19 protein-coding genes are annotated in these 24,340 nt (G+C 68.6%); 14 read left to right on the top strand and 5 right to left on the bottom strand.

Going from position 1 to position 24,340, the window contains the following annotated elements:
* Positions 1-23: 23 nt before the first annotated feature.
* Both ACFXMV_RS16275 and ACFXMV_RS16270 read right to left on the bottom strand, forming a co-directional pair.
* Positions 24-1,163, bottom strand: a complete 1,140-nt coding sequence (locus ACFXMV_RS16275) for a 12-oxophytodienoate reductase (protein ID WP_378503332.1) — start codon at positions 1,161-1,163, stop codon at positions 24-26.
* Positions 1,164-1,165: 2 nt separating this feature from the next.
* A complete protein-coding gene (locus tag ACFXMV_RS16270) occupies positions 1,166-1,696 on the bottom strand; it encodes a nuclear transport factor 2 family protein (protein WP_378502429.1) in 531 nt (176 codons plus the stop codon).
* Positions 1,697-1,883: 187 nt separating this feature from the next.
* Between ACFXMV_RS16270 and ACFXMV_RS16265 the strand changes: the two genes are divergently transcribed.
* The 4 genes from ACFXMV_RS16265 to ACFXMV_RS16250 are packed head-to-tail and all read left to right on the top strand — an operon-like array spanning position 1,884 to position 6,507.
* Positions 1,884-3,098: an ABC transporter substrate-binding protein gene (locus ACFXMV_RS16265; protein ID WP_378501325.1), complete on the top strand. Its 1,215-nt coding sequence runs from the start codon at positions 1,884-1,886 to the stop codon at positions 3,096-3,098.
* Positions 3,099-3,104: 6 nt separating this feature from the next.
* Positions 3,105-3,962 (top strand): branched-chain amino acid ABC transporter permease, encoded by an 858-nt coding sequence (locus tag ACFXMV_RS16260; RefSeq protein WP_378501326.1) that lies wholly within the window; start codon positions 3,105-3,107, stop codon positions 3,960-3,962.
* 2 nt (positions 3,963-3,964) lie between these two features.
* On the top strand, positions 3,965-5,767 hold the full coding sequence (locus ACFXMV_RS16255; protein ID WP_378501327.1) for an ATP-binding cassette domain-containing protein: 1,803 nt from the start codon (positions 3,965-3,967) through the stop codon (positions 5,765-5,767).
* A complete protein-coding gene (locus ACFXMV_RS16250; RefSeq protein WP_378501328.1) occupies positions 5,767-6,507 on the top strand; it encodes an ABC transporter ATP-binding protein in 741 nt (246 codons plus the stop codon). The genes ACFXMV_RS16255 and ACFXMV_RS16250 overlap by 1 nt, the downstream gene beginning before the upstream one ends.
* Positions 6,508-6,588: 81 nt before the next feature.
* Here the strand turns inward: ACFXMV_RS16250 and ACFXMV_RS16245 are convergent, their stop codons facing one another.
* Together ACFXMV_RS16245 and ACFXMV_RS16240 are read right to left on the bottom strand one after the other, a co-directional pair.
* The gene (locus ACFXMV_RS16245; protein ID WP_378501243.1) at positions 6,589-7,014 is read right to left on the bottom strand and encodes an HIT family protein; all 426 of its coding nucleotides are present in this window, start codon (positions 7,012-7,014) and stop codon (positions 6,589-6,591) included.
* Between the two features lie 7 nt (positions 7,015-7,021).
* On the bottom strand, positions 7,022-7,957 hold the full coding sequence (locus ACFXMV_RS16240) for an alpha/beta fold hydrolase (RefSeq protein ID WP_378501242.1): 936 nt from the start codon (positions 7,955-7,957) through the stop codon (positions 7,022-7,024).
* A 105-nt stretch (positions 7,958-8,062) separates the two neighbouring features.
* Here ACFXMV_RS16240 and ACFXMV_RS16235 point away from each other — a divergent pair, with 105 nt between their 5' ends.
* From ACFXMV_RS16235 to purB, 9 genes are all read left to right on the top strand, one after another.
* On the top strand, positions 8,063-9,298 hold the full coding sequence (locus ACFXMV_RS16235; protein WP_378501241.1) for a glycosyltransferase: 1,236 nt from the start codon (positions 8,063-8,065) through the stop codon (positions 9,296-9,298).
* Positions 9,295-11,319: a glycosyltransferase family 39 protein gene (locus tag ACFXMV_RS16230; RefSeq protein ID WP_378501240.1), complete on the top strand. Its 2,025-nt coding sequence runs from the start codon at positions 9,295-9,297 to the stop codon at positions 11,317-11,319. The genes ACFXMV_RS16235 and ACFXMV_RS16230 overlap by 4 nt, the downstream gene beginning before the upstream one ends.
* A 10-nt stretch (positions 11,320-11,329) precedes the next feature.
* Positions 11,330-12,583, top strand: a complete 1,254-nt coding sequence (purD, locus tag ACFXMV_RS16225) for a phosphoribosylamine--glycine ligase (RefSeq protein WP_378503331.1) — start codon at positions 11,330-11,332, stop codon at positions 12,581-12,583.
* Positions 12,584-13,087: 504 nt separating this feature from the next.
* On the top strand, positions 13,088-14,440 hold the full coding sequence (locus ACFXMV_RS16220) for a GMC oxidoreductase (protein WP_378503352.1): 1,353 nt from the start codon (positions 13,088-13,090) through the stop codon (positions 14,438-14,440).
* A gap of 436 nt (positions 14,441-14,876) precedes the next feature.
* Positions 14,877-16,457: a GMC oxidoreductase gene (locus ACFXMV_RS16215; protein WP_378503351.1), complete on the top strand. Its 1,581-nt coding sequence runs from the start codon at positions 14,877-14,879 to the stop codon at positions 16,455-16,457.
* A gap of 325 nt (positions 16,458-16,782) precedes the next feature.
* Complete coding sequence (locus ACFXMV_RS16210; protein ID WP_378503330.1) at positions 16,783-18,366, top strand: GMC oxidoreductase; 1,584 nt, start codon at positions 16,783-16,785, stop codon at positions 18,364-18,366.
* Positions 18,367-18,506: 140 nt separating this feature from the next.
* Entirely contained in the window at positions 18,507-19,676 is a 1,170-nt protein-coding gene (locus ACFXMV_RS16205) for a pyridoxal phosphate-dependent aminotransferase (protein WP_378502297.1), read from the top strand.
* An 82-nt stretch (positions 19,677-19,758) separates the two neighbouring features.
* Entirely contained in the window at positions 19,759-20,379 is a 621-nt protein-coding gene (locus ACFXMV_RS16200; protein WP_378502298.1) for a TetR/AcrR family transcriptional regulator, read from the top strand.
* 18 nt (positions 20,380-20,397) lie between these two features.
* The gene (purB, locus tag ACFXMV_RS16195; RefSeq protein WP_378503329.1) at positions 20,398-21,819 is read left to right on the top strand and encodes an adenylosuccinate lyase; all 1,422 of its coding nucleotides are present in this window, start codon (positions 20,398-20,400) and stop codon (positions 21,817-21,819) included.
* 70 nt (positions 21,820-21,889) lie between these two features.
* Here the strand turns inward: purB and ACFXMV_RS16190 are convergent, their stop codons facing one another.
* Entirely contained in the window at positions 21,890-22,306 is a 417-nt protein-coding gene (locus ACFXMV_RS16190; protein ID WP_378502150.1) for a MarR family winged helix-turn-helix transcriptional regulator, read from the bottom strand.
* A gap of 87 nt (positions 22,307-22,393) precedes the next feature.
* Between ACFXMV_RS16190 and ACFXMV_RS16185 the strand changes: the two genes are divergently transcribed.
* Positions 22,394-24,241, top strand: coding sequence for an ABC transporter ATP-binding protein (locus ACFXMV_RS16185; RefSeq protein WP_378503328.1), 1,848 nt, complete (start codon positions 22,394-22,396; stop codon positions 24,239-24,241).
* The last annotated feature ends 99 nt before the right edge of the window (positions 24,242-24,340 follow it).

Here is a 24,340-nt window from a genome sequence, read left to right as displayed (position 1 = left end):
CCGCGCACGGGTGGCGGAGCCGCCTAGGTCAGGACGGATTCGTGCCGGGCGCGGTCGAAGGTCGGCAGCGGTCCGCCGTTGCGCAGTGTCTCCGCGATCCGCGGGTCGGCCAGGTGCAGGCGACCGATGGCGGCGAGATCGAATTCGCCTGCCCCGATGCGTCGTTCGAGCTCGTCGATGTTGTCGACGCTTTCCATGGTGTCGCCTGCGATCCGGCCGTCGCGCAGTGACTTGCCGAGGCCGACGCAGCCGACGCTCATGGTGATCGCGCCGGTGGTCTTCTTCGCCCAGCCGGCCAGCGACAGGTCGCTGCCCTCGAACGCGGGGGCGTCGAACCTGCGCGAGCTGGCGTCCAGGACGTCCACGCCCGCGTCGACGAGGGCCCGCAGGATCACGCCCAGATCCTCGGGGGTCTCCGCGATCCGGGCGGTGAAGTCCTGCTGTTTGTGCTGCGAGAACCGGTACACGATCGGCAGCTCGTCGCCGATGGCCGCCCGGATCGCGCGGACCACGGCGACGGGGAACGCGGTGCGGCGCTGCAGGTCTCCGCCCCAGGCGTCGTCGCGCAGGTTGGTCGAGGACCACAGGAACGAGTCCAGCAGGTAGCCGTGGCCACCGTGGACCGCGATGCCGTCGAAGCCCAGCTCCACGGAGGTGCGGGCGGCGTCGGCGTAGGCGGCGATGACGGCGGCGATGTCGGACTCGGTCATCGCGGCGGTCTCCGGCACGGCCCGCTCGACGTACTCCTGCGGGTAGGAGGTGACGCCGGGGGTGCCCCACACCCCGGACGGACGCATCGGTGCGACGTCCGGCAGGTCGACCATCGCGCCGAAGAGGGGCCCGACGTGCCAGAGCTGCGGGATGATCCGACCGCCGGCCTCGTGCACCTGGTCGACGACGCGGCGCCAGCCGTCGCGGGACGCGGGGGTGTGCATGTTCGGCACGTCCGGGTGGTCGATGGCGCTGGGGTGGTCGATGCCGACGCCCTCGGTGACGATCAGTCCGGTGCCGCCCTCGGCCCGGCGGCGGTAGTACTGCGCGACGTCCTCGGTCGGCACCCCGCCGGGGGAGAAGGTGCGGGTCATCGGGGACATGGCGATGCGGTTGGGCAGCGCGAGCCCGCGGATGCGCAGTGGTCGGTAGAGCGGGGATTCGGTCGTCATGGTCACAACGCCTCCACGAAGGACCAGAAGCCGGGCGTCTCGTCGACGCGCAGGCGGGTGAGCTTGCGGTAGCTGATCAGCCACTGTCCACCGACCTTGCGGTAGTTCTCGTGGTAGTGGCCGTACCCGTGCAGGTGGTGCTCGGTGGTCACGTCGGACCACCAGAGCTTGTCCTCCATGGACCAGATCCCCGTCGCCGTGGTCGGCGAGGTGAGGGTGATCTCCGGGCAGTGCGCGTGGTGGACGGTGGTCACGAAGACCGGGCCGTCGAGGAGCCGGCTGATGGCCCGGGTGAGGGCCTCGCCGCCGACCACCCGGTTGGCCTCGCCGTCGGTTCCCGGCTGCTTGTCCTGGGGGAGTCCACCCCACGACTGGCTGACGATGTCGTCGGTGTGGAACGACGCGTAGCGGTCCCACTGCTTGGTGTCCATGCAGCGCAGGCGGGCGGCGAAGAGGCGCTTGATCTCCTCGATGTCGGCTGTCCGGCGGGCGATCTCGCCCGCGTCGACGTCGCCTGTGGGGGTTGAGGTCACGGTTTCTCCTGGGTGGCGGGGGTTGGGCCGGTCGCGACGGACCGCCCTGTGGGCAAACAGTTGATATGACGTAGATCATATGCATAGAGTGATCAAGCGCTTGATAGGGAATCGAGCAAGCGCTTGGATGCGGCCTAAAAACCACCGGTCCCAGCTCCCTGGGCCCCGGATCGAGTAGGAGTCCGAAGTGAAGAAGTTCAGTTTGTCGGTCGTCGCCCTGGCCGGGGCAGGCGCGTTGACCCTGGCCGGTTGTTCCGGCGGCGGCGCGGGCGGATCGGACGACGCGTTCGACGTCTACGTCGCGGGCGCGATCAGCGGACCCGACCAGCTGGCGAAGAACGCCAAGACCTCCGTGCTGGCGGTCGAGGCCAGCGCCAAGATCGCCAACGAGTCCGGCGGCATCGGCGGCAGGCAGATCAAGGTCACCGTCCTCGACGACGGCGGAGACCCGACCATCGCGGTCTCCAAGCTGCGGGAGATCGCCTCGGGCGACAGCAAGCCGGACCTCTACGTCAACACCGGTTCCTCGACCGTCGGCACCGCGACCGTCCCGATCCTGACGCAGAACCGGATCCTGTCGTTCACGATGAGCCCCACCGCATCCGGGGCCGATCCCAAGGTCGCGCCGTACAACTTCGACATCTCACCGAGTGCCGAGGTGTACGCCAAGGGCATCGCTGCCTTCATCGCGGGCAAGCAGTATCAGGACGTCGGCATCATCCACGGCAACAGCACCTACGGCGAGAACTTCGGCAACGCGATGGTCGCCGCGCTCGGCTCGGCGGGCGTCAAGGTCACCGAGAGCAAGGAGTACGACACCGCGGCGCTGGACATGACCGCGCAGCTGCAGTCGCTCAAGAACGCCGGAACCAAGGCCCTGGTGGTCGACGCGTACGGCGCGCCCCTCGGCTACCTGATCCAGAGCCTCGAACGGCTCGGCTGGGACGTCCCGTTGATCGGCAACAACTCCGTCGCGGGCACCTCGTCGATCGCGACCCCGCCGCCCGGCGGCTTCCTCGGCGTCCCGCAGACCAAGGACATGGTCATGCAGATGTTCCACAGCACCGCGTACGACCCGGCGGACGAGCTGGTCAACACCGCGGTCGACACGATGGCAGGCATGGGGACCATCGCCTCGACGCTGATCGTCGCGGCCTCCTACGACGCCGTCCCGATGGTCGCCGCTGCCGCCGAGAGTGCGGGCGGCACCGACCTCGACAAGCTGGTCGAGGCCATCGAGGACATCGAGGTGCAGAAGCAGGCGAAGACCGCGATGATCCCGGTGCCGAACTACAGCGCCGAGAGCCACAGCTCGAACCCCGACGCCTCGACCTTCACCTACATCGCACCGACGCCGCTGCTCAACGGGCAGTTCGCGAACCCGGCCGCAGGCGGGGCCTGACCGCCGATGACACTTCTGTGGTCAGGACTCGCGCTCGGCGCGGTCTATGCGTTGGTGGCCATCGGCTACAACATCGTCTACATCTCCTCGAAGGCCTTCAACTTCGCGCACGCGCAGCTGATGATGCTCGGCACGTTCGTCGCCTACACGGGGCTGGTCACCCTGGATCTCCCGGTGATCGTCGTGGTGATCATGGCGATGCTCGTCGTCACGGTGGTGGCAGGCCTCGAGGAGGTGCTGGCGATCCGGCCGGTCTCCGATCATCGGACGTTGCTGGTCACCACGCTCGGTGTGGCGATCCTGCTCGACGGTGTGACCCAGCTGCTCTGGGGCCGGGACCCGCTCTCCGTGCCCTTCACCGGCGGTAACAACGTCGTCGAGATCCTCGGCGGCCGAACCTATCCGGCCGAGATCGCGCTGCTCGTCGTCGCCGTCGTGCTGGTGGTGGCGCTCAGCCGCTTCACCAAGATGAGCCGCTACGGACTCGCGCTGGTCGGCATCTCCGAGGACGAGGAGGCCGCCAAGCTCAAGGGAATCAACGTGCGCGCCTTCATCTTCGCCGCGTTCCTGCTCTCCGGTGCGATCGCAGGCCTGCTCGGCGTCTTCGTCGGGCCGAAGACCTTCGCGGTCGCGACGCTCGGAACGTCGTTGGCGCTCAAGGGCTTCGTCGCGCTGGCGATCGGCGGCTTCGGCTCGCTGTACGGAGCCCTGATCGGCGGCCTGTCGGTCGGCGTCATCGAGGCCGTCGCGACCTATCAGCTCGGCGCGCAGTACAGCAACCTCACGGTCTTCCTGGTGCTCATCGTGATCCTGATGATCAGGCCCGCAGGCCTGTTCGGCAAAGTCAAGGAAAGGGTGGTGTGACCATGTCCGCGTGGCTAGCCATTCGGCGAATTCCCAGCTGGGTCTTCCCGCTCGCGATCGGCGTCCTGCTGATCTTCCTACCGGCCTTCGGGCTCGGATACAGCACCACCCGGAACATGCAGCTGGCCTGCATCCTGGCGCTGGTTGTCAGCGGCCTCAACCTCAGCCTCGGCTACGCGGGCGAGCTGGCGCTCGGCCAGGCCGCGATGTACGCGGCAGGCGCCTACACCGCCGGCCTGCTCTCCGTGCACGGCCACACCGACCTGATCGTGCAGATCGTCGCGGCGGGCGCGGTCGCGCTGCTCGTCGGCCTGCTCACCGGCATCCCGGGCCTGCGCCTGGGCAGCTGGTCGCTGGCGATGACGTCGTTCTTCCTGGTGCTGCTGATCCCCGACGTCCTGTCCATCTTCAGCGAGACCACCGGCGGCAAGAACGGCCTCAGCGGGATGGAGCAGGCCACCCTGTTCGGTTCCGTGGTCGACTCCGAGAGCTTCTATGTGGTCGTGGTCGTGGTGATGATCGTGTGGTTCGCGGTGCTGCGGAACCTGGTCCTCTCGCGGCACGGTGTGGCATTCCGGACGCTCAAGCAGAGTCCGGTTCTCGCTTCGGCACAGGGCATCTCGGTCTACCGGATGAAGCTGACCGGCTACGCCATCGGTGCCATCCCGGCCGGCCTGGCCGGTGCGCTGTTCGCCAACACCGACCTCTACATCTCGCCGATGTCCTTCGGCTTCACCTTTGCGATGACCGTGCTGGCGGCCAGCATCCTCGGCGGCTCGGCCAGCATCTACGGCGCGCTGGCCGGCGCAATGATCATGCAGTTCGGCCCCAACCAGTCCACCGAGTTCCAGGACTACGCCCTGATCTTCTACGGCATCTTCCTGATCATCGGCGGGGTGCTGCTCAGTGGCGGCCTGGCGAAGTTCGGCAAGCTGGCCATCGAGAAGCTCGACCGTAGAGCCGGGTACGTGCCTGCGACGCCTGCGGTCGACGGCGCCGCGACAGGCGGCCGGGGCGAGCGGATCGACGGCCAGGTTCTGGTGGTCGACGGGCTGGAGAAGGCCTTCGGCGGCAACAAGGCACTGAACGGGGTGAACCTGACCGCCCGCCCCGGCGAGGTGACCGCGCTGATCGGGCCCAACGGATCCGGCAAGACCACGCTGATGAACATGATCGGCGGCTTCTACCGCTCCGACGCAGGCGTCATTCGGCTCGGTGACGGCGAACTGCAGACCCTGACCTCCGACGCCGTCGCGCGCCGCGGCGTGGCGCGCACCTTCCAGACCCCGAACATCCCCGAGGACATCACCGTCCTCGAGTCCGTGCAGACCGGGCGGTACAGCACCGACCGGGTCTCCATGGTCAGCGCGATCCTGCGACTACCCAAGTACCGCAGGATCGTTCGCGAGGACCGCGCCGAGGCCATGCGGGTGCTCGACCTCGTGGGCCTGGCCGGTCAGGCCAACGAGAAGGCGTCGGCCCTGCCGCTGGGCAACCGCCGCCTGCTCGAGCTCGCCCGCGCGGTGGTGGCGCGGCCCGCGCTGCTGCTGCTCGACGAGATCGCGTCGGGTCTCGACGAGGACGAGATCCTTCGCCTGGCCGAGCTGGTGCGTCAGATCCGGGCGGCCGGTGGCACGGTGGTGCTGGTCGAGCACAACTTCGACCTGGTGCTCAAGCTCGCGGACGTCATCTACGTGCTGGCCCGCGGCGAGGTCATCGCGCAGGGCCCGCCGGAAGAGATCGAGACCAACCCGCGGGTGCTCACCGAGTACCTCGGGATCAGCGTGGAGGAGGTGTCGTCCTGATGTCGGAACACGGATTGACGGTCGAGCGGCTGGCCACCGGCTACGGGGACATCCGGGTGGTCACCGACGTGAGCCTGACGGTGGTCCCCGGGCAGATCACCGCGCTGCTGGGCCGCAACGGCGCGGGCAAGACCACCACGCTGCGGGCGATCACCGGGCTGAACAAGGCGAACTCCGGCACGGTCCGGCTCGAGGGCAAGGACATCACCTCGATGCCAGCGCACAAGCGGGTCGCCGCCGGGCTGGCCTACGTGCAGGAGGGCAAGAAGGTCTTCCGGGAGCAGACGGTGGACCAGAACCTGGTGCTCGGGGGCTTCTCCCGCGGGCTGGGCAGGCGCAAGCTGGCGGGCTCGCTCGACGACGTCTACGACATGTTCCCGATGCTCGCCGAGCGGAAGAACCTGTTGGCCGGGGCCATGTCCGGCGGTCAGCAGCAGATGCTGGCGATCGGGCAGGCGCTGATGTCGCAGCCGAAGGTGCTGTTGCTCGACGAGCCGTCCGGCGGCCTGGCACCGGTCATCGTCAAGGACGTGCTGCGTCAGGTCGAGGCGCTCAAGGCCCGCGGCCTAGCGGTGCTGCTGGTCGAGCAGGAGGTGGACACCGCGCTGTCGGTTGCCGACCACGTGACGGTGATCGACATGGGCAAGGTCGTGATGGACAAGCCGGTGGCGGCGATCACGAACCGGGACAGCCTGCGCGAGGCCTACCTCGGCCGCGCGGACATGTCGTCGGTGGTCTGAGCGACCGCAGCCCTACGACGCACGCGACCCCGCCCGGCAGCAGCCGTGCGGGGTCGCGGTGTGTGTGGGTGGGGGCGGGGGTCAGGCGGGGACGTGCGCGCCGTGGCCGAGCTCGCGCAGCGTCGCCTTGATGGTCGCCTGCGCCTCGTCGAGGGACTCCGGCGACGGGTTCGGGTCGGCGCCGGAGATGTTGAAGTCACCGAGGCTGAACGCCGGGAACACGTGCAGGTGCAGGTGCGGCACCTCCAGGCCGGCGATCAGCAGGCCGACCCGAGGGGCATCGAAGCCCTTGCGCACCGCCTGCCCGACGATCTGCGCGACCGCGGTGCACTTGGCGAGCACGGCACCGTCGAGATCCTGCCACTGGTCGATCTCCGCCCGCGGAACCACCAGCGTGTGCCCCTGGGTGATCGGGTTGATGGTCAGGAAGGCGACGACGTCGTCGTCCTCCCAGACGAACCGGCCCGGGAGATCGCCGGCGATGATCATGCTGAAGACGGATGCCATGGCCCGATTATGCCGGGTCACCCGGTGCGGCGATGCGGGACGATGCACCGGTGAGAAATTCACCTGCCGGCGGGGTGAGCAGCGCGATGTTCGGATTGTGGCTCAGCTTGGCCAGTTCCACATGCCGTGCGTTGGGCAGCACCGCGGTGATCGCGCGAGCGGCGGTGCGCAGCAGATCGCCGCTCTTTCCTCCGGAGATGACCAGGGTCGGCACGGTGATGCCGGACCAGTTCGCCGCGCGCAGCGGTTCGCCGCGCATGTAGTCGCCCATGACGGCCCAATCATGGGCTGCCGCGGGGGCTGTCGCCTTCAGGCTCTTCCAGAACGGCGTGAATCGCATGACGGCGACGAAGGGTCGGGGCATGCCCATCGCGTGGGTCATGTAGAACTTCACCACCTCGCCGCGGCGGTCCTCGGCAATCAGCCTGTGCAGCGTCAGATGGAGATTTTCCTGGGGAACGAAGTTCTCGTGGTTCACCACGAACGGCGGCTCGAAGGCGATCACCTTGGTGATGCCGGGCACCCGGCCCGAGGCGGCCGCCAGCAGTGCGAGTCCCGCGCCGGAGGACCAGCCGAACAGTGCGGCGGATCCGCCGGTCGCCTCGACCAGCGCGGCGATATCGTCGATTTCGTTCTCGACGTCGTACACGCCAGGCGAATCGCTGCTGTCGCCGCGGCCGCGACGGTCGTAATTGATGACGGTGAGCCGGTATTCATCGGCCAGCTTCTGGGCCAGCTCCACCATTTTGGGGAACTCGCGGTAGCTGAATGCGCCACCGACGAGAATGACGGTTCCGCGATCGCCGCCGACATAGCGGTCGAAGGCGAGCGTGATGCCGGTTGGGGTGGTGATGGTTTCCATGGTCTGAGGCCTTTCGTCGATCTCCGTTGTCGCCGTGCGATCGGTTCGCCAATGGAGACGGCGATCGGCTCCGGTACTCATCGCCGCCACCGTGTGACGTAGCACACACCTCCCGCTTCGGCGTCCACAGGAAGTTGCCAGCTGCGGTCCAGGGAGGTTGCAGATTCGGCCAGCACCGTGGCCACCATGACGACGAACTCCCTTGTCCGCCGTGGCGATCGGCCGCCACCCGACGGCGCGCCCACCGTCACCCTCGACCTGGTGATCCCGGTGTACAACGAGGAGCGCGACCTGGAGCGCTGCGTGCGCAGGCTGCACGAACACCTCACCGGGTCCGTCCCGTACCCCAGTCGGATCACCATCGCCGACAACGCCAGCACCGACTCGACCCTGGCCGTGGCCCGTCGCCTCGCCGCCGAGTTCCCCGAGGTCCGGGTCGTGCACCTCGACCAGAAGGGGCGCGGCCGCGCGCTGCACGCGGTGTGGAGCGCGTCCGACGCCCAGGTCGTCGCGTACATGGACGTGGACCTGTCCACCGACCTCAATGCGCTGATGCCGCTGGTGGCGCCGCTGGTCTCCGGGCACTCCGACGTGGCGATCGGCTCACGCCTGACCCGCTCGGCCCGGGTGGTCCGCGGGGCCAAGCGGGAGGTGATCTCCCGCTGCTACAACCTGATCCTGCGCGGCGCGCTGCGCGCCAAGTTCTCCGACGCGCAATGCGGGTTCAAGGCGATCCGCACCGACGTGGCCCGCGAACTGCTGCCCCTGGTGCGGGACACCGGCTGGTTCTTCGACACCGAGCTGCTCGTGCTCGCCGAACGGGTGGGGCTGCGGATCCACGAGGTTCCCGTGGACTGGGTCGACGACCCGGACAGCACCGTCGACATCGTCGCCACCGCGGTCGCCGACCTCAAGGGCGTGGCCCGGGTCGGTCGTGCGCTGGCCACCGGCTCGCTGCCCGTCGCGGCCTTGCGCACGAGCATGGGCCGCGAGCCGCTGGTGCAGGGCGTGCCGCACGGCATGGTCGGGCAGCTGGTGCGGTTCGCGGTCGTCGGCGTGGTGTCCACGGTGGCGTACGCGCTTTTGTACCTGGCACTGCACGCGGTGACCGGCGCGCAGGCCGCGAACCTCGTCGCGCTGCTGATCACCGCCGTCCTCAACACCGCGGCCAACCGGGCGTTCACGTTCGGGGTGCGCGGCTCGGCCGGCGCCGCCAGGCACCAGGCTCAGGGCCTCGCGGTGTTCGCGTTCGGGCTGCTGCTCACCAGCGGATCGCTATTCGCCGCGCACCGCTGGCTGCCGGACGCCTCCAAACATCTCGAGCTCGCGGTCCTGGTGATCGCGAATCTCATTGCCACCGTCACCCGTTTTGTCGCACTGCGCTGGGTGTTCCGCCATCACCACGAAGGAGTCACCCAGTGACCACCACCGAAGTGCCACCGATCGTCACCGCCGATCCAGAGCCCGCTCCGGTCCGCCGGAACCTGGAACCGTGGCTCCTCGCCGCGTTGCTGCTGGGGACCGCCGTCGCCTACCTCTGGGTCCTCGGCGCCTCCGGCTGGGCCAATTCGTTCTATTCCGCCGCGGTGCAGGCGGGTTCGCAGTCCTGGAAGGCCTTCTTCTTCGGCTCGTCCGATGCCGCCAACTCGATCACCGTGGACAAGCCGCCCGCCTCGCTGTGGGTGATGGCGCTGTCGGTGCGGATGTTCGGCCTCAGCGCGTGGAGCATCCTGGTGCCGCAGGCGTTGATGGGCGTCGCCTCGGTTGCGCTGCTCTGGGCCACTGTTCGTCGGTACTTCGGTTCCGCCGCGGGACTTCTCGCCGGCCTGGTGCTGGCGCTGACGCCGGTCGCGGTGTTGATGTTCCGGTTCAACAACCCGGACGCGCTGCTCGTGCTGCTGATGGTGGCGGCCGCATGGGCGCTGCTGCGGTCGATCGGGGACGGCCGCACCCGGTGGCTGGTGCTCGTCGGCGTTTTCGTCGGCTTCGGCTTCCTCACCAAGCAACTCCAGGTGATGCTCGTGGTGCCGCCGCTCGCGCTGACCTACCTGCTGTTCGGGCCGCCCCGCCTCGGCAAGCGGATCGTGCAGCTGTTCGCGGCGCTCGCCGCGATGGTGGTCTCGGCGGGCTGGTGGCTGCTGGCGGTGGAGCTGTGGCCGGCGGACTCGCGCCCGTGGATCGGTGGCTCGCAGGAGAACTCGATCCTCGAGCTCACCCTCGGATACAACGGGCTGGGCCGGCTCAACGGCAACGAGCGCGGCAGCGTCGTCCCCGGCGGGGGCGAGGCGATGGCGGGCGGCCCGCCCGGCGGCGGTGGCGGGATGTGGGGGAGCACCGGCATCACCCGCATGTTCGACGCCGCCCAGGGCGGTCAGATCGCCTGGCTGATCCCGGCGGCGCTGATTCTGACGGTGTTGGGAATCGTGCTGCGCGGCAAGGCGTCCCGTCGGGATCCTCAGCGGGCAGCGTTCGTGCTGTTCGGCACCTGGCTGGCGGTGACGCTGCTGGTGTTCAGCTTCATGGCCGGGATCTTCCACGCCTACTACACGGTGGCCCTTGCGTCGCAGATCGGCGCGCTCGTCGGGGCGGGGGCCGTGGCCGCGTGGCGTCGACGCGACGCACCGTGGGTGCGGATCGTTCTCGCCGTGACGGTCGCGGTGACCGCGGCGATGGCCTGGGTGCTGCTCGGCCGTGGCGAATCGTTCCTGCCGTGGCTGCGCTGGGCGATCGTGGTGGTCGGCGCGGTCGCGGTCGCACTGATGCTCCTGCCCCGGCTCACCGGCCGGCTCGGCACCGTCACGGTGCTCGCCGCGCTCTTCGTGGGGCTGGCCGGTCCGGCCGCCTACGCGGTGGACACGATCGGCACCCCGCACACCGGTTCGATCGTCTCGGCCGGGCCGAGCACCGGCGGCATGGGTGGACCAGGCGGAGGCGGCGGACGGCAGGGCGGGTCGCGACCGGACGGTGCGCGACCGGGCGGGGCCGACGGCTTCCCCGGCGCGCCCGTCGGGATGACCCCGCCGGACGGGATGGGTCGGGGGCTGCCCGGCGGAACCGGCGGCGCGGGCGGACTGCTGCGCGGAAGCGAGCCGAGCGCGGAGCTGACCGCCTTGCTCGAGGCCGACGCCGACAGCTACACCTGGGTGGCCGCCACCATCGGGTCCAACAGTGCCTCCGGATATCAGCTGGCCACCGAGGAGCCGGTGATGGCGATCGGCGGCTTCAACGGCAGCGACCCCTCGCCGACCCTCGAGCAGTTCCAGCAGTACGTGGCCGACGGAAGGATCCACTACTTCATCGGGGGCGGCGGCATGGGCCGGGGTGGCTCGGAGGGCACGGGGTCGCAGATTTCCGCTTGGGTGGCAGAGAATTTCGCCTCCACCACGGTCGATGGCGTCACAATGTACGACCTGACCGCGCCTCGGGTACAGGGCGGGCCGTAGTCTGAGGTCCGTGCGCGTACTCGTTATCGGCTCCGGAGCCCGTGAACATGCCCTTCTTCTCGCCCTCGGGCGCGACCCGGGGGTGACGGCCCTGTTCGCCGCCCCCGGCAACGCCGGGATCGCGAAGATCGCCGAGCAGCACCCCGTGGACGTCGCGTCCGGGGAGGCCGTGGTGGCGCTGGCACGGGAGGTGTCCGCGGACCTGGTCGTGATCGGTCCCGAGGTCCCGCTGGTGGTCGGGGTCGCCGACGCCGTCCGGGCGGCCGGGATCGCGTGCTTCGGGCCGTCCGCGGCCGCGGCGCGGATCGAGGGTTCCAAGGCGTTCGCGAAGGACGTGATGGCCGCGGCGGGCGTGCGGACCGCGCACAGCGAGATCGTGGACAACCCCGCCGACCTGGACGCGGCCCTTGACCGGTTCGGTCCGCACTGGGTGGTCAAGGACGACGGGCTCGCGGCGGGCAAGGGCGTCGTCGTCACCACGGACCGCGGCGCGGCCCGCGACCACGCCGCCGAGCTGCTCGAGACCGGGCACCCGGTGCTGCTGGAGTCCTACCTGGACGGGCCGGAGGTCTCGCTGTTCTGCCTCGTCGACGGCGAGACGGTGGTCCCGCTGCTGCCCGCGCAGGATCACAAGCGGGTTGGCGACGGCGACACCGGGCCGAACACCGGCGGCATGGGCGCCTACACCCCGTTGCCGTGGCTGCCCGCGGAGACCGTGACCCAGATCGTCGACGAGGTGGTCGTCCCGGTGGCCGCCGAGCTGGTCAAGCGGGGCAGCGGCTTCTCCGGGCTGCTGTACGCCGGCCTCGCGATCGGCAAGGACGGGCCCGCCGTGGTCGAGTTCAACTGCCGCTTCGGTGATCCCGAAACCCAGGCCGTGCTGGCGCTGTTGGAGTCGCCGCTCGGTGAGCTGCTGAACGCCACCGCGACCGGCGCCCTCACCGAGGTGGCGCCGCTGCGCTGGCGCGATGGCGCCGCGGTCACCGTGGTGCTGGCCGCAGAGAACTACCCCGGACGCCCGCGTACGGGCGACGTGATCAGCGGCGCGGACGCGGACGGTGTGCTGCATGCGGGCACCGGCCTGCGCGAGGACGGTGCCGTGGTGTCGGCAGGCGGGCGTGTGCTCAGCGTCGTCGGGGTGGGGTCCGATCTGACCGGCGCGCGCGAGGACGCCTACGCCAAGCTCGCCGAGGTTCGGTTGCCGGGCGGGCACTACCGCCGCGACATCGGCCTGGCCGCCGTCGAGGGACGCATCGGTATCTGAGCCCACTCCTGACACCGGCTGGGCGCCCGTCCAGGGCTCCAATGCGTATAACACTACAGTCGATGTCGTTGTCTCGCGGGCGGTTTCGCGAAGCCGTTCCGCAGTGTGAACGATTGGCCGGTTACCACGCGGTAACCGGCGGTATCTCTCGTATAACAGGTTCCAGTTTTGCTGGCCCTGGACAGAGAGGTTCCGTTGAGCGTTCACCGAGCATCACAAGGTTTTGAGGCAGTAACCGACACCCGGTTCTCCCGCAGGAGGTTCTTGGCGGCGACGGGTTTGGCGGCGGGAGCGGTGGCGCTCTCGTCGTCCTGGGTAACCGCCGCGGCGGCGCCACGACGGGCACTGAATACCGGCGATCGGGTGCCGGCCCTTGTTGTCGGGAGTGGCTACGGCGGTGCGGTCGCCGCGTTGCGGCTGACCCAGGCGGGCGTCGACACCCACATCGTGGAGATGGGCAGGTCGTGGACCACCCCGGGCTCCGACGGGAAGATCTTCTGCGACATGCTCAACCCCGACAAGCGCTCGTTCTGGCTCCGGAACTACACCGATCAGCCGGTCGGGTACCTCCTGGGTGTGCCGCTGGTCAACCGGCCCATCGAGAAGTACGTCGGGGTGCTCGATTCCGAGAACATGGGCGGGATCCGGGTCTACCAGGGGCGCGGGGTGGGGGGCGGCTCACTGGCCAACGGCGGCATGGCGGTCACGCCGAAGCGCAGCTACTTCGAGGAGATCCTGCCCTCGGTCGATTCGAACGAGATGTACGGGACGTTCTTTCCCCGGGCCAACGCGGGCCTGGGCGTGAACCACATCGACCAGGCCTGGTTCGAGTCGACGGACTACTACAAGTTCGCCCGCGTTGGTCGGAAGACCGCCGAAAGATCCGGATTTGCAACGGCATTCGTGCCGAACGTCTACGACATGAACTACATGAAGCAGGAGGATGCGGGGCAGGTCACCAAGTCGGCGCTGGACGGTGAGGTGATCTTCGGCAACAACCACGGCAAGAAGTCGCTCGACAAGACGTACCTCGCGCAGGCCGCGGCGACCGGCAAGCTCACCATCACCACGCTGCACGAGGTCACCAAGGTCGCGCCCGCCGCGACCGGCGGCGGATACACGGTCGAGATGAAGCAGATCGACGAGCAGGGCAACACGATCGCGACCAAGACCGTCACCGCCGACAAGGTGTTCTTCGCGGCAGGCAGCGTCGGCACCAGCAAACTGCTGGTCAAGATGAAGGCGCAGGGGCACCTGCCGAACCTGCCGGGCGCGGTCGGCCAGGGCTGGGGCAACAATGGCAACGTGATGGTCGGCCGCGCCAACCATGCCTGGGACGCCACCGGTGCCAAGCAGTCGTGCATCCCCACGATGGGCATCGACAACTGGGCCGACCCGGCGGGGCCGGTGTTCGCCGAGATCGCCCCGTTCCCTGCGGGCGCGGAGCTGTTCATCAGCCTGTACCTGGCGATCACCAAGAACCCGGAACGTGCTCAGTTCCAGTTCAACTCATCGACCGGCAAGACGGAGCTGTCCTGGCAGACGTCGCAGAACCAGCCCGCCATCGACATGGCCAAGCGGGTGTTCGACAAGATCAACGCCAAGGAGGGGACGATCTACCGCACCGACATGTTCGGTACGTACAAGACCTGGGGCGACGACTTCACCTATCACCCGCTCGGCGGTTGCATCCTGAATCAGGCGACGGACAACTTCGGGCGGTTGCCCGAGTACCCGGGCCTGTACGTGATGGATGGCTCGCTCGTCCCCGGCAACGTCGGTGTCAACCCGTTCGTCACCATCACCGCGCTGGCCGAACGCAACATGGCGACCATCGTCGCGAGCGACCTGCACTAGCCAGCTGCGCGCAGTCGGGGCGCGACGGCGTCTCGTGTGGGCTTGCCTGCCCACGCGGGGCGCCCTCGACGCTACTGGCCGTGGGGCGGAACCTCGGAGCTCTGCAACCTATGTCAGCGCGGGTGGGCGCACTCATACAAAGCACGAGGATTTCTTTGTGTCATCGGACCAGTAGGGAGGTCATTTGCGACCGAGAAGCGTTGAACAGTACTGGCAAGAGTTGGTGTGGCGCAGGCGTTTCGACGGTTCACTCGGAAAAACAAACTTTGGGAATGTTACCGGTAGGTAGCTGTAGATTCTGGCGCTGCCTCTGCTGTAGAACGAGTTTCTACTTTTAGTGCATCGTTCAAACAGAGAGGTTCCGTTGACCGAGTACGAGACGTCGCGCAGCAGCTTTACCGCGACCACGAAATCAAAGTTTTCCCGCCGCAGGTTCATGGCGGCGACGGGTGTTGCGGCCGGTGCCGTTGCTCTCACGCCGTCGCTGCTGGCGACCGCCGCGGCGGCCTCTCCGCGTCGCGCGCTGAATACCGGCGACACAGTGCCCGCCCTCATCATCGGCAGCGGCTACGGCGGTTCGGTGACCGCGCTGCGGCTGGCGCAGGCCGGCATCGACGCGCACATCGTCGAGATGGGCAAGGACTGGTCCGGTTCCTCCGGCGTCTTCACGTCGACCACCTCGCCGGACAAGCGTGGGTTCTGGCTGAGGGATCGCACGGCGCAGCCGGTCTCGCACTTCTTGAGCGCGTCGTTGGACAAGGACATCGAGAAGTACGTCGGCATCCTCGACTGCGAGAACATGGGTGGCGTCAACGTCTACCAGGGCCGCGGTGTCGGCGGCGGGTCGCTGGTCAACGGCGGCATGGCCGTCACGCCCCGGCGCGGCTACTTCGAGGAACTCCTGCCCTCGATCGACTCCAACGAGATGTACAGCACCTTCTTTCCCAGGGCCAACGCCGGGCTCGGCGTCAACAACATCGATCCGGCCTGGTTCGAATCGACCGAGTGGTACCAGTTCTCCCGCACCGGCCGCAAGACCGCGGAGCGGTCGGGCTTCAAGACGGTCTTCGTGCCCAACGTCTACGACATGAACTACATGAAGCAGGAGGCGGCCGGTTCGGTGCCCAAGTCCGCGCTGGCGGGCGAGGTCATCTTCGGCAACCACCACGGCAAGAAGTCGCTGCCCAAGACGTACCTCGGGCAGGCCGCGGCGACCGGCAAGGTCACCATCACCACGCTGCACCGCGTCACCAAGGTCGTCCCGAGCGGGGCCGGCTACTCGGTGGAAATGGAGCAGATCAACGAGCAGGGCGGCGTGATCGCGACCAAGACGGTCACCGCGAACAAGGTGTTCTTCGCGGCGGGCAGCGTCGGCACCAGCAAGCTGCTGGTGGCAATGAAGGCACAGGGGCACCTGCCGAACCTGTCCGGTGAGGTCGGGCAGGGCTGGGGCAACAACGGCAACGTCATGGTCGGCCGGGCCAACCACATGTGGGACGCCACCGGCAACAAGCAGTCGTCGATCCCGACGATGGGCATCGACAACTGGGACGATGTCGGGGGACCGGCATTCGCGGAGATCGCGCCGTTCCCGGCGGGTGCCGAGCTGTACGTCAGCCTGTACCTCTCGATCACCAAGAACCCGGAACGTGCTCAGTTCCAGTACAACTCGTCGACCGGCAAGGTCGGGCTGTCCTGGCAGACCTCGCAGAACCAGCCGGCGATCAACATGGCGAAGCGGATCTTCGACAAGATCAACAAGAAGGAAGGCACGGTCTACCGCACCGACATGTTCGGCGGGTCCAAGACCTGGGGCGACAACCTCACGTACCACCCCCTCGGCGGCGCCATCCTGAACAAGGCCACCGACAACCACGGCCGACTGCACGGGCATCCGGGCCTGTACGTGATGGACGGCTCGCTGGTGCCGGGCAACCTGGGTGTCAACCCGTTCGTCACCATCACCGCGCTGGCCGAACGCAACATCGCCAACATCGTCGCGAACGACATGCACTAGTCCGAAACTCTGCGTGAACATGTTCTCGCTACGCCGGAGGCATCCTTTGTGGGTTCGGACCCGCAATGGGTGCCTTCGGCGCGTGAGAAGCGTTGAACGGTACAGGTGATAGTGCTGTAGCACAGGCATTTCGGTGGTTTCTGTTTGACCTGCAAAGTTTCCACTTGTTACCGACCGGTATCGCGAAATTCGGTGTGGTCACGGCTGTATAACGAGTTCTACTTTATTGGCCCGCTCAAACAGAGAGGTTCCGTTGACCGAGTACGAGACGTCGCGAAGCAGCTTCACCGCGACCACGAAATCAAAGTTTTCCCGCCGGACGTTCATGGCAGCGACGGGTGTTGCGGCCGGTGCGGTTGCGCTCGCGCCGTCGATGCTTGCGACCACGGCCGCGGCCTCCCCGCGGCGCGCCCTCAACACCGGCGACACGGTGCCTGCCCTCATCATCGGCAGCGGCTACGGCGGCGCGGTGACCGCGCTGCGGCTGGCGCAGGCCGGCATCGACGCCCACATCGTCGAGATGGGCCGGGACTGGGGCACGGCCGGCTCCGGGGTCTTCACCAACACCACCTCCCCGGACAAGCGCGGCTTCTGGCTGAGGGATCGCACGGCCCAGCCGGTCTCGCACTTCATGGGTGTCTCGATCGACAAGGACATCGAGAAGTACACCGGCATCCTCGACTGCGAGAACATGGGCGGGGTCAATGTCTACCAGGGCCGCGGCGTCGGCGGCGGCTCACTGGTCAACGGCGGCATGGCCGTCACGCCCCGGCGGGGCTACTTCGAGGAGATTCTTCCCTCGGTCGACTCCACCGAGATGTACAACGTGTTCTTCCCCAAGGCCAACGCCGGGCTCGGCGTCAACAACATCGATCCGGCCTGGTTCGAGTCGACCGAGTGGTACAAGTTCGCGCGCACCGGCCGCAAGACCGCGGAACGGTCGGGCTTCAAGACGGTCTTCGTGCCCAACGTCTACGACATGAACTACATGAAGCAGGAGGCCGCGGGCCAGGCCACGAAGTCCGCGCTGGCGGGCGAGGTCATCTTCGGCAACCACCACGGCAAGAAGTCGCTGCCCAAGACGTACCTCGGGCAGGCTGCGGCGACCGGCAAGGTCACCATCACCACGCTGCACCGCGTCACCAAGGTTGTCCCGAGCGGGGCCGGCTACTCGGTGGAGATGGAGCAGATCAACGAGCAGGGCGGCGTGATCGCGACCAAGACGGTCACCGCGAACAAGGTGTTCTTCGCGGCAGGCAGCGTCGGCACCAGCAAGCTGCTGGTGGCGATGAAGGCGCAGGGCCACCTGCCGAACCTGTCCGGTGAGGTCGGTCAGGGCTGGGGCAACAACGGCAACGTCATGGTCGGCCGGGCCAACCACATGTGGGACGCCACCGGCAAGAACCAATCGTCGATCCCGACGATGGGCATCGACAACTGGGACGACGTCGGGGGACCGGCATTCGCGGAGATCGCGCCCTTCCCCGCCGGCGCCGAGCTGTACATCAGCCTGTACCTGGCGATCACCAAGAACCCGGAACGCGCGCAGTTCCAGTACAACTCGTCGACCGGCAAGGTCGGACTGTCCTGGCAGACCTCGCAGAACCAGCCGGCGATCAACATGGCGAAGCGGATCTTCGACAAGATCAACAAGAAGGAAGGCACGATCTACCGCACCGACATGTTCGGCGGGTACAAGACCTGGGGGGACAACCTCACCTATCACCCCCTCGGCGGCGCCATCCTGAACAAGGCCACCGACAACCACGGCCGGCTGCACGGGCACCCGGGCCTGTACGTGATGGACGGCTCGTTGGTCCCGGGCAACCTGGGTGTCAACCCGTTCGTCACCATCACCGCGCTGGCCGAACGCAACATCGCCCATATCGTCGCGAACGACATGCACTGAGCGTGCGCACGATCTGTACCGAATAGCAGCCCCCCTGCCGGCAGCGGCCCCGAGGATCCGATCCTCGGGGCCGCTGTCGTGTGGTTCCGGTCACGGCAATCGCCAATGGACTTCGAGCGCAAGGCACTACCCTCGTCCCGGTGCGAGCAGAGTCCAAGCGATCCCAGGTCCCCACCTTCCACGTGATGGATGTCTGGAAGGCCGCCACCGAGCGGGCCCGGACCCATGGCGATGTCCTGACCCTGGCCGCGGGTCAGCCGTCGACGCCTGCTCCTGCGCCGGTGCTGCGCGCGGCCCGCGAGGCTCTCGACACCCAATTGCTCGGCTACACAGAGACGTTCGGGATCCTGCCGCTGCGGGAGGCGATCGCCGACTATCACAGCGGGAAGTCGTCGATCGCGGTCGACCCGGAGGACGTCGTGGTCACCACCGGCTCCTCCGGCGCGTTCACCCTGATCTTCCTGGCGGCCTTCGACGCGGGCGACACGGTGGTGGTGGCCAGGCCCGGCTACCCGGCGTACCGCAACACCCTCGCCGCGCTCGGCTGCCGGGTGATCGAACTCGATTGCGGCCCGGACACCCGGTTCCAGCCGACGGTCGCCATGCTCGAGGCGCTTGACGAGCCGCCTGCCGGACTGGTCGTCGCCAGCCCCGCGAACCCGACCGGCACGGTCATCGACCCGGCCGAACTCGCGGCACTCGCGCGCTGGTGTGAGGAGCACGGCACCCTGCTCGTCTCCGACGAGATCTACCACGGGATCGAGTTCGGCTCCGGGCACTCGGCCACCGCGTCCGCCTGGGAGACCTCGCGCGAGGCCGTTGTCGTCGGCTCGGTCTCCAAGTATTTCTCGATGACCGGGTGGCGCCTGGGCTGGATGCTGGTGCCGACCGGGCTGCGGCGCTCGCTGCAGCGGCTCGCGTCGAACATGACGGTCTGCCCGCCGGCGATCTCGCAGTACGCGGCGGTCGCGGCCTTTACCGACGAGTCCCGTGCCGAGTTGGACGGGCACGTACTGCGGTACGCGGCGAACCGCGACCTGGTGCTGGCCGCGCTGCCGAGGCTGGGCATCACGGATCTGGCACCGGCCGACGGCGCGTTCTACGCCTACGCCGACATAGGCCACCTCACAAGCGATTCGACGTCGTGGTGCGCGGAACTGCTCCGGGAGACCGGGGTGGCGCTGGCGCCGGGAGTCGACTTCGACACGGTCAGAGGCGATCGGACTGTGCGGATCTCGTTCGCAGGCGCGACCGCCGATGTGGCCGAGGCGCTGGAAAGATTGGGGCGCAGTGCTGCACTCGGACACTGACGGGGCGGCCGTCCCGCCCGCGTCGGCACCGGGTCGAACGAAACCGGCTCGGCGCAGCGCCTCCGCTGGCACGATGGGCCGGGTGTCTTCCGCCGCGACTCCCAAGGGTGAACGGCGTCGGATGGCGCTCGTCGAGGCCGCAGCGGATCTGATGCTCGAGGGCGGGTTCGAGGCGGTCCGCCACCGGGCGGTGGCGCAGCGGGCCGGTCTACCGCTCGCCTCGACCACCTACTACTTCGAGTCCCTCGACGACCTGATCGCGCGCGCGGTGGAGCTGAGTGGCAGCCGCGAGATGTCGACCATGCGCTCCCACATCGACGAGATCGCGCAGGCCGACCGCGACGCGGAGGCCATCGTCGAACTGATCATCGAGCTGCTGGTCGGCCCGATCGAGGGCGCCGCGCGGGAGCACCTGATCGCCCGGTACGAGTGCTTCATCGCGTCGGCCCGGCACCCCCAGCTGCGGGAGGTGCAGCGGCGGTTGCGGATTCAGTTCGACGATGCCCTCGGTGAGGTGCTGCGCAGGTCCGGCCGGGAGGTCCGGCAGGAGGGGCTGCGCAGGCTGCTGTGTGTGGTGGACGGGGCCGTCGTCGGGGCGCTGAGCGAGTCCGACCCCGACCCCAAACAGCTGGCCAGGGAGATGCTGCTGGAGGTCATCGACGTCGCGGCGCCGCCGCTCCCGCCGGAGGAGCCGGGGACGTAGGCCGTAAACTGGGCACTCGTGAGCCGCATCCCCAACGTCCTTGCCAACCGATACGCCAGCCCCGATCTGCGGGAGCTGTGGTCGCCCGAGCACAAGATCGTGCTCGAGCGTCAGCTGTGGCTGGCGGTGCTGCGGGCGCAGGCCTCGCTCGGCATCGACGTGCCGGAGGAGGCACTCGCCGACTACGAGCGGGTGCTCGAGCAGGTGAACCTCGACTCCATCGCGGACCGCGAGCGGGTGACCCGGCACGACGTCAAGGCTCGGATCGAGGAGTTCAACGCCCTCGCCGGGCACGAGCACGTGCACAAGGGCCTGACCAGCCGCGACCTCACCGAGAACGTCGAGCAGCTGCAGATCTTCCGTTCGCTCGAGCACGTGTACGCGCACGGCGTCGCGGTCGCCGCGCGGCTCGCGGAGAAGGCCGCCGAGTACTCGTCGCTGGTCATGGCGGGCCGCAGCCACAACGTCGCCGCGCAGGCGACCACCCTGGGCAAGCGGTTCGCCTCCGCGGCGGACGAGCTGCTGGTCGCGCTGACCCGGCTGCGTGAGCTGATCGACCGGTACCCGCTGCGCGGCATCAAGGGACCGATGGGCACCGCGCAGGACATGCTCGACCTGCTCGACGGCGACACCGAGAAGCTGGACTTCCTCGAGGCGAAGGTCGCCGAGCACCTCGGCTTCGCGCACGTGCTGACCAGCGTCGGCCAGGTGTACCCGCGCTCGCTCGACCACGACGTGCTCTCCGCGCTTGTGCAGGTGGGCGCGGGACCGTCGTCGTTCGCGCACACCATCCGCCTGATGGCGGGCCACGAGCTGGTCACCGAGGGCTTCCAGCCCGGTCAGGTCGGCTCGTCGGCGATGCCGCACAAGATGAACACCCGTTCCTGCGAGCGCGTCAACGGCCTGCAGGTGGTCCTGCGCGGCTACGCCTCGATGGCTGCGGAGCTGGCAGGCGCCCAGTGGAACGAGGGCGACGTGTTCTGCTCGGTGGTCCGCCGGGTCGCGCTGCCGGACGCGTTCTTCGCGATCGACGGACAGATCGAGACCTTCCTGACCGTGCTCGACGAGTTCGGCGCCTACCCGGCCGTGATCGAGAAGGAACTGACCCGCTACCTGCCGTTCCTCGCGACCACCAAGGTGCTGATGGCCGCGGTCCGTGCCGGTGTCGGACGCGAGACCGCGCACGAGGTCATCAAGGAGCATGCGGTCGCCGTCGCGCTGGCGATGCGGGAGCAGGGCCGCGAGCCCGACCTGCTGGACCGTCTCGCCGCGGACGAGCGTCTGCCATTGGACAGGGCCGCCCTCGACGCCGCCCTCGCCGACAAGTCCGCCTTCATCGGCGCGGCCGAGGCGCAGGTCGCCTCGGTGGTGCGTCGGGTCGGGCTGTTGGTCGAGCAGAACCCCGAGGCGGCGAAGTACTCGCCGTCGCCCATCCTCTAGGCGCCTTCGGCACCTGTGCGCGTTTGACGGGTCCAGGGGCCCGTCAAACGCGCACAGGCAGCGCAGCTGCCTACAGTTTGTCCAGGATGCGCCGCAGCTCGGCGCGGTCGTGCTCGTCGAGCGCCGCGAAGAAGTCCTCGGCGTCGGCTGTGCGCGCGGTCTCGAGTTCCCCGATGATCCGGCGACCCGCCGCGGTCAGGCGGACGCACGTCGCGCGCCGGTCGGCGGCGTCCGGGACCCGTTCGGTGAGCCCGCGCTGCTCGAGCCGATCGACGACCTCGGTCGCGGATCGCGGCGCGATGTGCAGCGCCTTCGCGACGTCCCCGAGCCGGGGATGCCGGTCCGCTTCGCGGCCGATCACGTGCAGTGCGCGGTACTCGTGGGGGGAGAGCTGCCACGGTTCCAACGCGACGAACCAGCGTCGGCGCAGGGCGCGGGCGCTGGTCATCACGAGATCCCGGAGCGTGTCGGGGTGCTGCTCGGCCATGTGACTTAGGCTACCTCACTTGACATAAACCTCATAGTGAGGGAACCTCAGTATGTCTTACCCCGACATCACGAGAGGGGTGGTTGAATGCCAAGCCCCCGAAACGGCGGGCCCGGACCGGGCCCCCGTGCACAGAAGATCGATCCCGCGGACCGCGCCCAGCTGGCCGATTCGCCGGTGAGCCTGCGCCGGATCGGCGCCCTGTTCTCGCCCTATCGCCCGCAGATCGCCATGGTCACCGCGCTGATCGTCGCGGCCTCCGCCATCTCCCTGGCCAACCCGTTCCTGGTCCGCGCCGTGATCGACAAGGCCATCCCCGACCAGGACGTCACGCTGCTCGTCTGGGCGGTGGTCGGCATGCTCGCGGTGACCGTCGCCGGCTCGGTGCTCGGCGTCGTACAGACCTGGATCTCCACCACCGTCGGCCAGCGCATCATGCACGGACTGCGGACCCGGGTGTTCACCCATCTGCAGCGGCAGTCGCTGGGCTTCTTCACCCGCACCAGGGGAGGGGAGATCCAGTCCCGCCTGACCAACGACATCGGCGGCATGCAGACGGTCGTCACCTCGACCGCCACCTCGATCGCGTCCAACGTCACCACCGTCGTCGGCACCGCGATCGCGATGGCCGTGCTGAGCTGGCGGCTCTCGCTGCTCTCCCTGATCGTGCTGCCGCCCGCAATCTGGCTGACCCGCAAGGTCGCCCAGATGCGACGGGAGATCACCGCCCAGCGCCAGCGCACCCTCGCCGACATGCAGACCCAGATCGAGGAGTCCCTGTCGATCAGCGGCATCCAGCTCGGCAAGACCCTCGGCGCGGGACCCGCCATGTCGCAACGCTTCTCGGACACCTCGCAGACGCTCGCCGACCTCGAGGTCCGGTCCCAGCTGTCCGGCCGCTGGCGGATGGCCACGATGAACATCGTCTTCGCCGCCATCCCCGCCCTGCTCTATCTCGCGGCCGGGCTGCCCGCCACCTCCGGCGGCATGACCATCGGCACCCTGGTCGCCTTCACCGGGCTGCAGGCCGCGCTGTTCCGGCCGCTGATGAGCCTGCTCGACGTCGGCGTCTCGGTGACCAGTTCGCTCGCCCTGTTCAGCCGCATCTTCGAGTACCTCGACCTCCCCGTCGAGATCGACGACCCCGAGCATCCCGTGCACCTGCGCCGCCAGGACGCGGCGGGCGCGGTGCGGTTCACCGGCGTCGGCTTCCGCTACGACGGATCGGACCGGAACGCGCTCGACTCGGTCAGCATCGAGGTGCCCGCCGGGTCCTCGCTCGCGCTGGTCGGCGAAACCGGCTCGGGCAAAACAACTCTCGCCTCCCTGGTGGCCCGCCTGCACGATCCGACCGCAGGCGCGGTGAGCATCGACGGGGTGGACCTGCGATCCATCCCGCTCGCGGAACTGTCCGAACTGGTCGGCGTCGTCTCGCAGGAGACGTACCTGCTGCACGCCACCATCCGCGAGAACCTGCGGCACGCCAGGCCCGAGGCCACCGACGCCGACATCGAGGCGGCGGCGCGCGACGCCCAGGTGCACGAGCTGATCGCGTCCCTGCCCGACGGCTACGACACCGTCGTCGGCGCCCGCGGGCACCGGTTCTCGGGCGGCGAGAAGCAGCGCATCGCGATCGCCCGCACCCTGCTGCGCGACCCGCGGGTGCTGATCCTCGACGAGGCGACCAGCGCGCTGGACAACGAGACCGAGCGGGCCGTCCAGGCCGCGCTCGACAGCGTCAGCCGGGGACGCACCACGATCACCATCGCGCACCGGCTTTCCACGATCCAGGGCGCCGACCAGATCGTCGTGCTCGATCACGGACGGGTCGCCGAGCGCGGTGACCACGCGGAGCTGGTCGCGCTCGGCGGGCGGTACGCGGGACTGCTGGCAGGCGCCGACCAGGCGGCGGGCGAGCTGGTACTGGCGGGTTAGGGCATGTCTCCCAATCCCCATTTCGGCGCCCCTGACGTCCAATCGCCGCCCTGCGGCGTTGTCGTCGTCGCCGATACAACAGCGGTATCGGCTCCTCCT

Source organism: Rhodococcus sp. NPDC059179 (assembly GCF_042754885.1).
In the GTDB taxonomy this organism is placed as follows: Bacteria; Actinomycetota; Actinomycetes; order Mycobacteriales; family Mycobacteriaceae; genus Rhodococcus_G.
This window is presented reverse-complemented; position numbering and strand designations above follow the sequence as displayed.

Coding starts and splice junctions, on each gene's coding strand:
- ACFXMV_RS16275 (WP_378503332.1), bottom strand. CDS start 1,163: ATGACGACCGAATCCCCGCTCTACCGACCACTGCGCATCCGCGGGCTC.
- ACFXMV_RS16260 (WP_378501326.1), top strand. CDS start 3,105: ATGACACTTCTGTGGTCAGGACTCGCGCTCGGCGCGGTCTATGCGTTG.
- ACFXMV_RS16255 (WP_378501327.1), top strand. CDS start 3,965: ATGTCCGCGTGGCTAGCCATTCGGCGAATTCCCAGCTGGGTCTTCCCG.
- ACFXMV_RS16250 (WP_378501328.1), top strand. CDS start 5,767: ATGTCGGAACACGGATTGACGGTCGAGCGGCTGGCCACCGGCTACGGG.
- ACFXMV_RS16245 (WP_378501243.1), bottom strand. CDS start 7,014: ATGGCATCCGTCTTCAGCATGATCATCGCCGGCGATCTCCCGGGCCGG.
- ACFXMV_RS16240 (WP_378501242.1), bottom strand. CDS start 7,957: ATGAGTACCGGAGCCGATCGCCGTCTCCATTGGCGAACCGATCGCACG.
- ACFXMV_RS16235 (WP_378501241.1), top strand. CDS start 8,063: ATGACGACGAACTCCCTTGTCCGCCGTGGCGATCGGCCGCCACCCGAC.
- ACFXMV_RS16220 (WP_378503352.1), top strand. CDS start 13,088: ATGCTCAACCCCGACAAGCGCTCGTTCTGGCTCCGGAACTACACCGAT.
- ACFXMV_RS16215 (WP_378503351.1), top strand. CDS start 14,877: ATGGCGGCGACGGGTGTTGCGGCCGGTGCCGTTGCTCTCACGCCGTCG.
- ACFXMV_RS16210 (WP_378503330.1), top strand. CDS start 16,783: ATGGCAGCGACGGGTGTTGCGGCCGGTGCGGTTGCGCTCGCGCCGTCG.
- ACFXMV_RS16190 (WP_378502150.1), bottom strand. CDS start 22,306: ATGGCCGAGCAGCACCCCGACACGCTCCGGGATCTCGTGATGACCAGC.
- ACFXMV_RS16185 (WP_378503328.1), top strand. CDS start 22,394: ATGCCAAGCCCCCGAAACGGCGGGCCCGGACCGGGCCCCCGTGCACAG.